Annotated in this window: 10 protein-coding genes and 2 pseudogenes; 10 read left to right on the top strand and 2 right to left on the bottom strand. The window is 52.6% G+C overall.

Going from position 1 to position 12,027, the window contains the following annotated elements; translation table 11 throughout:
• The 7 genes and pseudogenes from DWY76_RS04110 to DWY76_RS14530 form a co-directional block, all read left to right on the top strand.
• On the top strand, positions 1–1,194 hold a 1,194-nt coding region (locus DWY76_RS04110; RefSeq protein ID WP_120079967.1), incomplete at its 5' end, for a recombinase family protein.
• Entirely contained in the window at positions 1,181–2,995 is a 1,815-nt protein-coding gene (locus DWY76_RS04105) for a DNA topoisomerase (protein ID WP_120079965.1), read from the top strand. The genes DWY76_RS04110 and DWY76_RS04105, both read left to right, overlap by 14 nt.
• Positions 2,995–3,909 (top strand): LPD16 domain-containing protein, encoded by a 915-nt coding sequence (locus DWY76_RS04100; protein ID WP_243111916.1) that lies wholly within the window; start codon positions 2,995–2,997, stop codon positions 3,907–3,909. Before DWY76_RS04105 ends, DWY76_RS04100 begins: the two co-directional genes overlap by 1 nt.
• Positions 3,899–4,102, top strand: a complete 204-nt coding sequence (locus DWY76_RS04095) for a transposon-transfer assisting family protein (RefSeq protein WP_120079983.1) — start codon at positions 3,899–3,901, stop codon at positions 4,100–4,102. Before DWY76_RS04100 ends, DWY76_RS04095 begins: the two co-directional genes overlap by 11 nt.
• A gap of 101 nt (positions 4,103–4,203) precedes the next feature.
• Positions 4,204–4,620 (top strand): TnpV protein, encoded by a 417-nt coding sequence (locus DWY76_RS04090; protein ID WP_120079963.1) that lies wholly within the window; start codon positions 4,204–4,206, stop codon positions 4,618–4,620.
• A 374-nt stretch (positions 4,621–4,994) separates the two neighbouring features.
• Positions 4,995–5,309: pseudogene (locus DWY76_RS14535) on the top strand (hypothetical protein); the annotation flags it as partial.
• A 567-nt stretch (positions 5,310–5,876) separates the two neighbouring features.
• A pseudogene (locus tag DWY76_RS14530) lies at positions 5,877–7,862 on the top strand (N-domain protein, SNF2 family); the annotation flags it as partial.
• On the opposite strand, the gene DWY76_RS04075 reads toward DWY76_RS14530, so the two are convergent.
• On the bottom strand, positions 7,826–8,323 hold the full coding sequence (locus DWY76_RS04075; RefSeq protein WP_120079959.1) for an Abi family protein: 498 nt from the start codon (positions 8,321–8,323) through the stop codon (positions 7,826–7,828). The pseudogene DWY76_RS14530 and the gene DWY76_RS04075 sit on opposite strands and share 37 nt — an antisense overlap.
• 221 nt (positions 8,324–8,544) lie before the next feature.
• Between DWY76_RS04075 and DWY76_RS13935 the strand changes: the two genes are divergently transcribed.
• From DWY76_RS13935 to DWY76_RS04065, 3 genes are all read left to right on the top strand, one after another.
• Positions 8,545–8,715, top strand: coding sequence for a hypothetical protein (locus DWY76_RS13935; RefSeq protein ID WP_165852560.1), 171 nt, complete (start codon positions 8,545–8,547; stop codon positions 8,713–8,715).
• Between the two features lie 36 nt (positions 8,716–8,751).
• Positions 8,752–9,987 (top strand): tyrosine-type recombinase/integrase, encoded by a 1,236-nt coding sequence (locus DWY76_RS04070; RefSeq protein WP_097777255.1) that lies wholly within the window; start codon positions 8,752–8,754, stop codon positions 9,985–9,987.
• A gap of 278 nt (positions 9,988–10,265) precedes the next feature.
• Positions 10,266–10,460, top strand: coding sequence for a DUF6061 family protein (locus DWY76_RS04065; RefSeq protein WP_120079957.1), 195 nt, complete (start codon positions 10,266–10,268; stop codon positions 10,458–10,460).
• 84 nt (positions 10,461–10,544) lie between these two features.
• Here the strand turns inward: DWY76_RS04065 and DWY76_RS04060 are convergent, their stop codons facing one another.
• Positions 10,545–12,020, bottom strand: a complete 1,476-nt coding sequence (locus DWY76_RS04060; protein WP_120079979.1) for a glycoside hydrolase family 32 protein — start codon at positions 12,018–12,020, stop codon at positions 10,545–10,547.
• Between the last annotated feature and the right edge of the window lie 7 nt (positions 12,021–12,027).

The raw sequence follows: 12,027 nt of genomic DNA, 5'->3' as shown, positions 1-12,027 counted from the left end.
ATCAAGAGTGCCCTTCGGACACGCAAGAAAAGCGGAAAGTATATCTCCAGCGGCGCACCGTTTGGCTACCAGAAAGACCCTGCCGACCACAATCACCTTGTGATCGACCCGAACACCGCCCCCGTTGTTGAGTATATCTATTCAATGGCAGAGGAAGGGCTGGGGCTTCACCGCATCGCCAAGCGGCTCCACGATGAAAAAGTCTTGAAGCCGTGTTACTACAAGAAAGAGATGTTTGGCCGCTTTATTGATGATGAAAAGATGTATGATTGGGACAGTGCCTATATCAGTCAGGTTCTGCACAGCCCAGTCTACGCCGGACACATCATCTACGAAGCCAAGCCCACCGTGTCCATGAAATCCAAAAAGCGGCGTTATATTCCGTTTGAAGAACGCGCTATCGTTCCGAATACACATGAAGCAATCATCCCACAAGACCGTTGGGAGAACGTGCAGCGAATCCTTTACAGCCGTTCCAGTAGTTTTATGTGCGATAAGACCGACTACGACAATATCTTCAAAGGCATCGTCCGCTGTGCAGACTGCGGCAGAACGATGTTAGTCAAGGTCGAGCACAGGCGCAAACGTAACAGTGTTCTGGATCAGACCTTTTATTGTTGCAGCACTTATCGGAAATATGGTGCGAAAGCCTGTGACTCTCACAACTTGGAAGCCCGTGTTCTGCATGAAGCTGTCTTTGCGGACATTCAGGCACACGCAAAGGCCGCTGTGAGCAATCGGGAAGCCCTTGTGAAGAAGATTGCAAATCAGATGCACCTCCGGGTGTCCTCTGACCGGGCGCAGCACAAACGGGATTTGAAGCAGTGTAAAGCACGAATCGCAGAAATCGAAGACCTGTATGCAAAACTTTATGAGGACGTATCAAAGGGACTTCTCCCGGAGAAACGTTTTCAAATGCTTGCAGATCGCTACGACAAAGAACAGGCTGAACTGACCGAGAAGATTGAGCAGTACGAGCGGGAAGGCCGTGCTGAACACGATCAGCTGGACAAGATTCAGGATTTTATTGATGAAGTCAGCAAGTACGCTGGTATCACCGAACTGAACTATAAGATTCTGCATCAGCTGATTGACAAGATTCTGGTATCCAGAGCGGAAAAGGTCGATGGCGAATACGTCCAGAAAATCCAGATTTTCTACCGCTTTATCGGCCCATTGGATGCCATCGAGTAACAAAGTCAGAAAAGTCACCTCCGAGAACTATCCTACAGACGCAGGGCGTGAAGGCGAACTGATTTTCCGGCTGGTTTACGAACAGGCTGGGTGTAAAAAGCCTGTTTCCCGGCTGTGGCTGTCCAGCATGGAGGACAATGCCATCCGGGAGGGCTTTGCAAATCTGAAACCGTCAACAGAATATGATGCACTGTATCAGGCTGCACTCTGCCGGGAACGTGCCGATTGGATGGTCGGCATCAACTGTTCCCGGCTTTTTTCCTGCCTGTATGGTCGGCCTTTGGCAGTCGGCAGAGTAATGACCCCGACACTTGCCATGACGGTGGAACGAGAAGCCGCCATTGCTGCTTTTGTCCCGGAAAAGTTCTACACGGTGGCTCTGGAGCTGACAAGCGGTTTTGTGGCATTAAGCCGCCGCATTTCTGAAAAAGCGGACGCGGAAAAGCTGCTTGCGGAGTGCAGAAAGGAGATGGTGTCCACGATCCAGAAAATCACGCGCAAGGAAAAGGCCGAAAATCCACCGCCGCTCTATGACCTCACTACGCTCCAGCGGGATGCCAACCGCTTGCTGGGCTTTACAGCACAGCAGACCTTGAATTATGCACAGAGCTTGTACGAGAAAAAGCTCATCACTTACCCGCGCACGGACAGCCGTTTTCTGACTGAGGATATGGCGGCATCGCTGCCGGGGCTGATGTCGGCTGCTGCGGGAGCCTTTGATGTGCATGAAGCCGTGCCTGTCCATGCAGAGCAAGCAATCAACAACAGCAAAGTCAGTGACCACCATGCACTGCTGCCCACGGCAAGTGTGGCACAGGCAGACTTTTCGGCTTTGCCCGCCGGAGAATTAAGCATCCTGCGGCTGATTACGGTGCGTCTGCTCTGCGCTGTTGGCGAACCTCACCGCTATGCGGAAACCACCCTGACCACCATTTGCGCCGGGAAAGAATTTTCGGCAAAAGGCAAGGTAGTTTTGGACGAGGGCTGGAAAGGCATCGAGCGCAAAATGCTGGACGATCTGCTGGACAAAAAGAAAGAGCCTGCTGCTCTGCCGGATGTGCAGGAGCAGAGCGAGTGCGGCATTGCTGGTGCTGAACTGAAAGAAGGCCAGACCTCACCGCCGAAGCATTTCACAGAAGATACGCTCCTGCACTCTATGGAAACGGCCAGCGCGGACAGTATGCCGGAGGATGCAGAGCGTCAGGGCATCGGAACTCCGGCCACTCGTGCCGCTACCATCGAAAAACTGGTGCAGAAAGGTTTTCTGGAACGCAAGGGCGACAAGGAAACCAAGGTGCTGTTGCCCACCGACAAAGGTAAAGCCCTTATCACTGTAATGCCCGAAGAAATCCAGTCCGCTGACATGACTGCCGACTGGGAAACAAAACTGCTGCGCGTGGAGCGCGGCGAGATGGAGCCAGAGACATTTATGACTGAAATCAACGATATGATCTCCTCGCTGGTAAACACCACCGAGGCCGTGAAAGGAGCGAGTGCGCTTATGAAAAATAAAGTGATTGGTATCTGCCCGAACTGTGGCAAATCTGTTGTGGAGCGCGAAAAGGGCTGGTTCTGCGAGAACCGGGAGTGCCGTTTCGTGCTGTGGAAGGACAATGCGTTTTTCAAGCGTCTGGGCAAGCGTTTGGATGGCCGAATGGCGGACAAGCTGCTGCGGGATGGGCGTGTCCGCCTGAAGGACTGCAAGAGTGCCAAGGGCAAGACCTACAATGCCACCGTGCTGCTGTCCTGTGAGGCCGATGGCCGCAGCAAGTTTTCTCTGGAATTTGAAGGTGGGTGCTGATGGAGCAGAAAAAAGAAGCGGTCTACCTTATCAACGATGAACGCTATCTCCACCTCCGGGAAAATGGTGCAGGCGTTGGCTTTGCCACCTACAACAAGGTAACTGGTGAGCCGCTGGAAAGCGGGCAGATCTCGGAAAAGAACCTGCCGCCCGATGGCAGGAACGCCATTTCTGCCGCTCGGAACTGGTATCTGTTTGAACTTTCGGACGATGACCGCAAGGTCATCCAACAGGAAAGCGTAAAGATCCTCGAAAACATCCCGCAGGCGGGCATCGGCAGGCGGCGCATCTGGGAGCCGGAAACGCTGCCGAAGGATATTCGTCTCATCAACAGCCACTATGACGACCTCTACCGCATTCCCGATGGCGGAGTTGTACAGGTGGATTACCCGGATGGGCGCTGCTTTACGGCACGGCTGGAACATCTGGATGATTATCACTTTGACATGGGCGGTCTGGGCAATGTGTTCCACATCTGCCAGTTTGCCGATGTTATGGGCAGGAACCACGCAGATTTCTACCCAGAAATTCAGACGCAGGATAATCAGGGTGCATGGGAGCTGGGCGGCAAGGGCTATATTGCTATCCAGTCCTATGATGATGGCTGGGATTATACACTTTATCACAGCGACTTTTCCGTGATGGATGGCGGGCAGGTTGACGCGCCGGAGCTGACAATTCAGGAAGTCAGGGAGCAGATTCTGGAAGCACATCACATGGAAAAGGGGCGACGGCTGTTGCAGGACTATGACTTCGTCATGGACAGAGCCGCAGAAGCTGAAGAACTTGGTGCAAACAACCGCCCTTCCACGCTGGAAAAACTGGCTTCGTTGGCTGGCGCAAAAGAAAAATGCGATGTCCCGGAGTGCAGCCCCGTTGGGTGCCGGAAAGCGAGGGATGCTCATGAACTTTAATGGCGAAGAATTGATGCTGATGATGCTCTACAATTCCGGCACTCGACTGGGGTTGATGCAGGAACTGCGGCTTATGCAGTGCTACCTGATGCCCGATGAGATTGCTCTGCGGGAGCTGTCGGAGGGGGTTATCGAAAAACTGAAGTTGATGACCGATGCACAGTTTGCAGAAGTCGAGTTTCCTATGAACTGATTTTTGCCGCCTGCGGGCGGCGTACATATCCTCTTTTACAATGGGGGTCGATGTGATATACTGAACTCAATAACTCGAAGTTTTCTCAGGAGGCTATAAATATGATTGGAAGAATTTATCATGTTGGATTGACCGTTTCTGATTTGGATCGCTCGGTTGCTTTCTACAGAGACATCCTTGGACTTGCGTTTCAAGGAGAGATTTTTATGGAAGGCAAAGAAACCGATAAAATGTTTCGCAAGTCGAATTGCAAAGCAAGGGTCGCTTATTTGAACGGTTCTAAGGCTATTGAAACGCCACCGGTCGAGCTGATTCAGTTCGTAGATAGCGAGATCCATCCACACCTGTTGGAAGTGGAGCAGACCGCAGAGAGCCGGATGCGGCAGACCATGCAGGAACTGCTGATGAAGAACCCGGCTCCGAACAAGGAGCAGCATCAGATGGAGTGGGTGCAGCACATGAACAGTCTGAAAGCACAGGCCGAGGAACTGGTGATGAACGAGCTGATCTACAGCTAAGTTTCTTCGATGCCCACATTCCCACCGAAGCCGAACAAATTGAATCCATCGACCAAGCGGAGAACGAGAAATCGTCCTCCGCTTTTTCTTTATCACAGGCTGATATTGAAAACGCGCTGCGGAGAGGTTCTAACTTTGAAAACAGCAAACTTCGGATCTGGAAAATTTATCAGTTGCAGCCTGACCGAAGCCTTCGGGCAAAAGCACTTGCGAAAGAATATGCACCGCATGGCCCCGGCGGTTCCTCGCACACTTATCTGGACGGAAGCAGTGGTTGGCTCGACCATGATAGCAAGGGTCTGACGTTTGAACACTATCCAGACCATCAGAAAGTGCTTCTCCGCTGGAATCAGGTCGAAAAGTATATCGACCTGATGATTCAGTCTGACCGCTATCTGTCAGACAAAGAGAAACGAACCATCGAGTTTCCCCTTGAACTGAACGCTGCCAGTGCTGCCGAATACACGGCATTAAAGGAACAGCACCCGGACACTCTCGTTGGATTTGAAGCTGGCGGAAATTTTATGTTCTATGGAGAAGATGCCGCCAAGGTCGCAAAAATCATCAACAGTGCTTTGTTCACGAGAGAAACCGCACTGGGCGAAGTTCAGGTCACAGGCTTTCCCCCTAGCTTATGGGCAAGAAAGTCAAAAGAATTATGGTCTGTTGGCAATGATGTTTACCTTGCCGGGTTAAACGAAGATGGCACTCACCATCGGACCAAGTATCTGCGTAAAGAGGACTATCTGCCCATCGACTCCGTTATCAATATGGATGGCCGGAAATTTCGGATTGATGGCGTGGACTTTGATAAGGACAAGGTTTCCTTGCAGGATATGGCACTGGCCGATATGCGGATGCCGATTTTCCGAGAAGAACCTCTGGCTGTTGTCCGGGAATTGTACGAACAGCAGGACGAAGCCCTTGATGCTGCTCCCGAAAAGGCAGTTGATTACAAGGTTGGCGATTCCGTTGTTGTAGACCTGCCCACACGAACCATCGAAGGCACTATCGGCTATGTAGGCGAAACCGATGTGCGCATCGACACCAGCGCGCAGGGCTATTCATGGAGCAATGAGGTTCTGAACAGGCAGCAGTTCGAGGATGGTCTGCGGCAGGATGAGCCGGAACTCTCCGATGAAGAACTGGACAAGCTGCCCATTTCCGTGGAAGTCAACGGCGAGTGGCAGACTTTCCCGGATGCCGCTGCCGCAGACGAAGCTCTGAACGCCGAACCTGTGCCGGAAGCTGCCGGAAACTTCCACATCACGAACGATCATTTGGGCGAGGGCGGTGCAAAACAGAAATACGCCCGGAATATTGCCGCCATCCGCACCCTGTTCCAGTTGGAGCAGGAACACCGTGGAGCCACCGCCGAGGAGCAGAAAATGCTTTCGCAGTATGTTGGATGGGGTGGTCTGCCGGATGCCTTTGACCCTGACAAGGACAACTGGGCAAAAGAGTATACCGAACTGAAAGGACTGCTCTCCGAAGATGAATATGCTGCTGCCCGTAGTTCTGTTCTGAATGCCCACTACACCAGCCCAACCGTTATCCGCGCTATCTATGATGCAGTCGAAAAAATGGGCTTCCGCAGCGGCAACATTCTGGAGCCGAGCATGGGCGTGGGCAACTTCTTTGGTATGCTGCCGGACACCATGCAGGACAGCCGCTTATACGGCGTGGAACTGGATAGCATCACAGGCCGCATTGCACAAAAGCTCTACCCGGAAGCCAGCATTAAAGTTGCTGGATTTGAAACCACTGACCGCCGCGATTTCTATGACCTTGCCGTGGGTAATGTTCCCTTTGGCCAATACCGGGTAAACGACAAGGCGTACAACAAACTTGGTTTCAGCATCCACAACTATTTCTTTGCCAAAGCCCTCGACCAAGTGCGTCCGGACGGCATTGTGGCCTTTGTCACTAGCCGTTACACGCTGGACAGTAAAGACAGCTCTGCCCGCAAGCACATTGCAGAACGCGCTGATTTACTGGGAGCTATCCGTTTGCCGAACAATGCGTTCAAGGCAAATGCTGGAACAGAAGTTGTCAGCGATATTATTTTTCTGCAAAAGCGTGACCGCCCTATCGACCATGAGCCAGACTGGGTACAGCTCGGCAAAACGGAAGATGGCTTTGCCATCAACCAGTATTTTGTAGACCACCCGGAGATGGTGCTGGGTGAGCTGACTTCTGAAAGCACCCAGTATGGCCGTGAGGAATGCACCGTGCGCCCCATCGAGGGCGCAGTGCTGGCCGACCAGCTTGCCGAAGCGATCCAGCATATTGAGGGACAGTACGCTGAAGTTGAGGTGGAAACACCAGATATTGCGGATGCTGATAATGAGAAGCACATTCTTCCGGCTGACCCGGATGTGAAGAATTTCTCCTACACCGTGGTAGACGGTGAGGTGTACTACCGGGAAAATTCGGTCATGACACAGGTGGATCTTTCTGACGCTGCCAAAGGCCGTGTGACCGGGATGGTGGAGCTGCGGCAGATTGTCAACGAACTTATCGACCAGCAGTTGAATGACTACCCGGATGCTGACATTCAGGCAACGCAGGATAAGCTGAACACCGCCTACGATGCCTTTTCCGCAAAGTACGGTCTGCTGAATGACCGTAAGAACGGCAGATTATTTGAGCAGGATTCCTCTTACTATCTGCTGTGTTCTCTGGAAAATCTGGACGATCAGGGGCAGCTCAAAAGCAAAGCGGCAATGTTCACCAAACGGACGATTCGCCCGGAACGCACAGTCACCAGTGTAGACACTCCCACGGAAGCCCTTGCGGTGTCCATCGGAGAGCGTGGCCGGGTGGACTTGCCCTATATGGCAGAACTGCTCGGCACTCCCGGCGACTATGTGCGCATCACGAGCAACCTGTCCGGCGTGATTTTCAAAGACCCCGGCGCAGACCCCACCGACCCGGAAGCGGGCTGGCAAATGGCAGACGAATACCTGTCCGGCAATGTCCGTGCAAAGCTGCGCATGGCACAACTTGCTGCCGAAACAAACCCGGAGTTTGCAGTCAACGTCACCGCGTTGGAAAAGGCGCAGCCGAAAGACCTTGAAGCATCTGAAATTGATGTGCGGCTGGGTGCAACATGGCTTGCGCCGGAGATCATCCAAAAGTTTATGGCAGAAACATTCCAGATTCCCTACTATCTGCGCCATGCAGTCAAAGTGAGATATTCTCCCTATACCGCAGAATGGCGCATCGTCAGCAAATCAACGTATGCCCAGAGCGGAATCTCTTGGTGCAGGTCGTTAATGAAGTGCTTTAAGTAGGCTTCGTGGGCCAGCCGCTGCCGCTTCTGCTGGTTGGCTTTGTCGACGATTTCCTTATGTTTTGCTTGATTGGAGAAATTTGCAGCATCCAGATAACCCAGCGGCCCATACACTTTTGTAAATTCATAGGCATAGATGGACTTCATCTGCACCTCAATGGTTTCGATATGGTGCAGGATGATATGACGGAACTCATGGTCGAAATTGTAAATGTCCTCGATATTTTGGAACGTGGCAGACTTCGCAAAAACATCGTTCTTGCGGAGCGTCAGAGAATAGCCGCTGACACGGTAATAATTGTTCCGCAGCAGAAAATCCTTTGCTTCGGCTTCATCCTCGATGGTAAGGCCGCGTGAACGAAGAATCTCGATTTGTTCGTCTATCGTTTTGAAGTCCTTGTCTGCCATGAAAAATCTCCTTTATAAGCAAAACGCCCCCAAGTGTGCATACGCTATGCGCAGAGGCCTGGGGGAGTTGTTACCATTATAATAGCAAATCAAGGACGAAATGTCAATGAGCAGAGTGTGAACTTTCGATTTTTCGTAAAAATTTTCAAGAAGGGCTTTTTGCAGCTTGACTTCCTGTCACACGGAAAGTATACTGGTGCTGTGGAGGTATGAGAGCAGCTATGGCAAAGATGGGACGACCAAAATCCGAAAATGCAAAAAAGAAAACCTTGAGCATTCGGGTGGAGGATGCCCTGTATGAGCGTATCTGCAATTATGCCGAACAACATCAACTGACTGTAACAGAAGTTGTCTTGCAGGGGCTGGACAAAGTTTTGTCCGACCTTAAATAGTATCAAGCCCTTCTTCTTTCGGGAAGGAGAATTGATATGGCAACAACACGAAAAGACCTGCGGGGGCGTACCTTGCGAAAAGGCGAGATGCAGCGCAGCTCCGATAAGCGGTATGCGTATTCTTACACGGACCCGCTGGGACGGCGCAAATACATCTACGCAAATGATCTTGTGACCCTTCGGGAGAAGGAAGCACGGCTCACCAAAGACCAGATGGACGGTCTGGATATTTACGTTGCAGGCAAAGCAACAGTCAATTTTGTGTTTGACCGCTATATGAGCCTAAAAACGAATCTACGCCAGACCACCCGGAGCAACTATCTTTATATGTATGACCGCTTCATCCGCGATACCTTCGGCAAGAAGAAAATTGCAGAGATTCGGTATTCAGACGTGTTGCAGTTTTACAATTATCTGCTGGACAAGCAGGGCTTACAGACGAACACGCTCGAAAGCGTTCATACGTTGCTGCATCCCACCTTTCAGCTGGCGGTTCGGGATGAGATCGTCCGCAAGAATCCCACGGATGGCGTGATGGCAGAGATCAAGAAAAGTTCCGAACAGACCACCGGTGTGCGCCATGCCCTGACGATTCCGCAGCAGCGGGCGTTCATGGAGCATATCGCCAATCATCCGGTCTACTGCCACTGGTGGCCGCTGTTTACGGTGCTGCTGGGAACAGGCTGCCGCATTGGTGAAGCGTTGGGCTTGCGCTGGGATGATCTGGACTATGAGCGGCGTACTATCAGCATCAATCACAGTCTGGTCTATTACCCGGTGGGCGAAAGCCGCAATTCGGTTCTGCACATCTCAAAGCCTAAAACGGAAGCAGGCGTTCGGACGATCCCTATGTTTGATACCGTAAAGGATGCCTTTGAAATGCTGCATGAAGAACAAAAAGAATCCGGCTGGAACGATGTGGAGATTGATGGTATGTCGGGCTTCATCTTCTGCAACCGCTTTGGTAATGTTCCGAATCCGCAGTCTGTGAACCGCGCTATCAAGCGCATCATTGCAGACTATAATGCAGGTGAAGAAGTGGAAGCAAAGAAGCGGCACAGGGAGGCAGTTCTGCTGCCGGACTTTTCGGCACATCATCTGCGGCACACGTTCTGCACAAGGCTTTGCGAAAAAGAGACCAACCTGAAGGTCATCCAATCGGTCATGGGGCATAAAGACATTCAGACCACGATGGACGTTTATGCCGAGGCGACCGAGGAGAAAAAACAGGAATCATTTGAGCGTTTGGCTGCTACACTGGATATTTTTTGAAGCAACAAAGAAGGGCTCTTACTGAGCGTTTTGTCTGACAGCAAAATTCTTCCAAGGACAGCAAATTGACAGCAAAACTACGAGAATGACGGCGAATTACGAAGGATTACGAATATCGGAAACTCAAGTAAAAATACGATTGTGAAGCATCACGAAGCGTTGTAAACCGGTTCCGGAAAGTATCCCCACGATGAAGCCCATCGACCAGTAAATTTCCAATTTGCAATTAGAAAAGCCTGAAACTTCTTGATGTACCGAGAAGTTTCAGGCTTTTTCTTTTGACGAATTTCCAGCAAAAACTACGCCATACGCCAAACGTGGAGGACGAATACGGCAACACCCCGGCACAGCGGGCAGAGCTGGACTGGCTGCTCTACAACAAGCCCTTGGAGTATGCCCAGCTTGTGCTGGGTGGGGAGATTGGACATTATCTCTCGCTTGGTTGCGACCACGGCAGGCTGGAAGATCAATGACATAACAAACACAGCCCCGCTTTGGCGAAGGAGAAGCCAAAGCGGGGCTGTATTCAATGAAGGAGAAATGAAAGGAATATCAGGTTACAAATTCAGCTCAAACTGTTCCACCGTAACAGTTGCTTTGCCATCGGCAGCAAAGGTGATGCCGTCGGCAGACTGGGGGGTGTAGATCCATGCGGTCATGGTCTGTTCACCGTCGTTGGCGAAAACTTCGATGCTGTTTTTATCCAGCAGGATGCGGAGCTTCAGGGCACCGTTCTGGCTGCGCACCTTGCAGCTGCGGCGGTGAACAATGTCGGCACGGGAACCGGCATAGCTGCGATCCAGTGTCAGCTCGGAGGTGTAGGGGTCGTAGGTCAGGCTGGTGTGATGGTCTGCATCGGCGGCCAGCTTCAGGGTGAAGGAGCGGTATTCGCCGGGCTGCACCGTGACGGTCAGGTCGGCCACACGGCCCTTGATGCCTTCCAGAGAAGTTTCGCTTTGCACCGTCACATTTTCGTGCAGGGTGCGCTTGCCGTGGACGGCGTCCAGCTCCCGCACCGGGGCCTGAACAATGCGTCCATCCTTGATGTGCAGCTCGCGGGGGCAGATGGTCTGCCCGAACCACTTGCAGCCCTTGGGCTTATCCTCGGTGTCCGACCATGTCTGCAGCCATGCGGTCATGATGCGGCGGCCGTCCGGGGCAAGGGTGGTCTGGGTGGCGTAGAAGTCGATGCCGCCGTCCATCAGCTGCACGTTTTCCTTGGTGAAGGTGTGGGTGGCTTGGTCGTAACTGCCGATGAAGGCAATCACGTTGTGACCGTTGTGGAACTCGCCCTTGGGCAGCATCTCCATGGGGCCGAGCATCAAGACCTGCTTGCCGTCCAGCGGGAAGAAGTCCGGGCACTCCCACATTTTGCCGTACTGATTGTTGCAGCGTTCCAGCACCGTGACAAAGTGCCAGTCGAAGCCGTCCTTGCTCTGGAACAGTGCTGCTGCGCCGCTGCCGTCCTCGGCCAGGCAGACGGTGACGGCGGAGTAGGTGCCGTCGGCCTCACGCCAGATCTTGGGGTCCCGGAAATCGAACTTACTGAAGCCCTCCGGCAGGTCTTTCTGGGTCAGCACCGGGTTGCAGGCAGGCTTTTCGTAGTTGAGACCGTCACCAATGGCAATGCTCTGGGTCTGGATGTCCCGCATCTCCCCATTGGGCTGCTTTTCTGCCACCACGCTGGTGTACATCAGCAGCTGCTTGCCGTCATCCATCTCGGTAGCAGAACCGGAGAAGCAGCCGGGGCCGTTGTCCGCCGGGGAATCCGGGGCGAGTGCACAGGGCAGATACTCCCAGTGCAGCAGGTCGGTGCTGACCGCGTGACCCCAGTGCATGGGCGCCCACCGCACATCGTAGGGGTTATACTGATAGAACTGGTGATACTTCCCTTTATAATAAGAGAAGCCGTTGGGGTCGTTCAGCCAGCCCACATAGGGAGTCATGTGGTAAGCAGGGCGTTCCGCCGGGGAAATGGCAGCGCCGTGCTCGGCCTCGTAGGCACGGGCTTTTTGTAAAGTCAAATCGTTCATGGAATCC

The organism is Faecalibacterium sp. AF27-11BH (genome assembly GCF_003603005.1).
GTDB lineage: Bacteria > Bacillota > Clostridia > Oscillospirales > Ruminococcaceae > Faecalibacterium > Faecalibacterium taiwanense.
The sequence above is the reverse complement of the archived record's forward strand: the minus strand, read 5'-3'. Positions and strand labels throughout refer to the sequence as shown.

Bases quoted from the DNA above. Each gene is read 5' to 3' on its own strand.
- DWY76_RS04105 (WP_120079965.1), top strand. From the start codon at position 1,181: ATGCCATCGAGTAACAAAGTCAGAAAAGTCACCTCCGAGAACTATCCT.
- DWY76_RS04100 (WP_243111916.1), top strand. From the start codon at position 2,995: ATGGAGCAGAAAAAAGAAGCGGTCTACCTTATCAACGATGAACGCTAT.
- DWY76_RS04095 (WP_120079983.1), top strand. From the start codon at position 3,899: ATGAACTTTAATGGCGAAGAATTGATGCTGATGATGCTCTACAATTCC.
- DWY76_RS04090 (WP_120079963.1), top strand. From the start codon at position 4,204: ATGATTGGAAGAATTTATCATGTTGGATTGACCGTTTCTGATTTGGAT.
- DWY76_RS04075 (WP_120079959.1), bottom strand. From the start codon at position 8,323: ATGGCAGACAAGGACTTCAAAACGATAGACGAACAAATCGAGATTCTT.
- DWY76_RS13935 (WP_165852560.1), top strand. From the start codon at position 8,545: ATGGCAAAGATGGGACGACCAAAATCCGAAAATGCAAAAAAGAAAACC.
- DWY76_RS04070 (WP_097777255.1), top strand. From the start codon at position 8,752: ATGGCAACAACACGAAAAGACCTGCGGGGGCGTACCTTGCGAAAAGGC.
- DWY76_RS04060 (WP_120079979.1), bottom strand. From the start codon at position 12,020: ATGAACGATTTGACTTTACAAAAAGCCCGTGCCTACGAGGCCGAGCAC.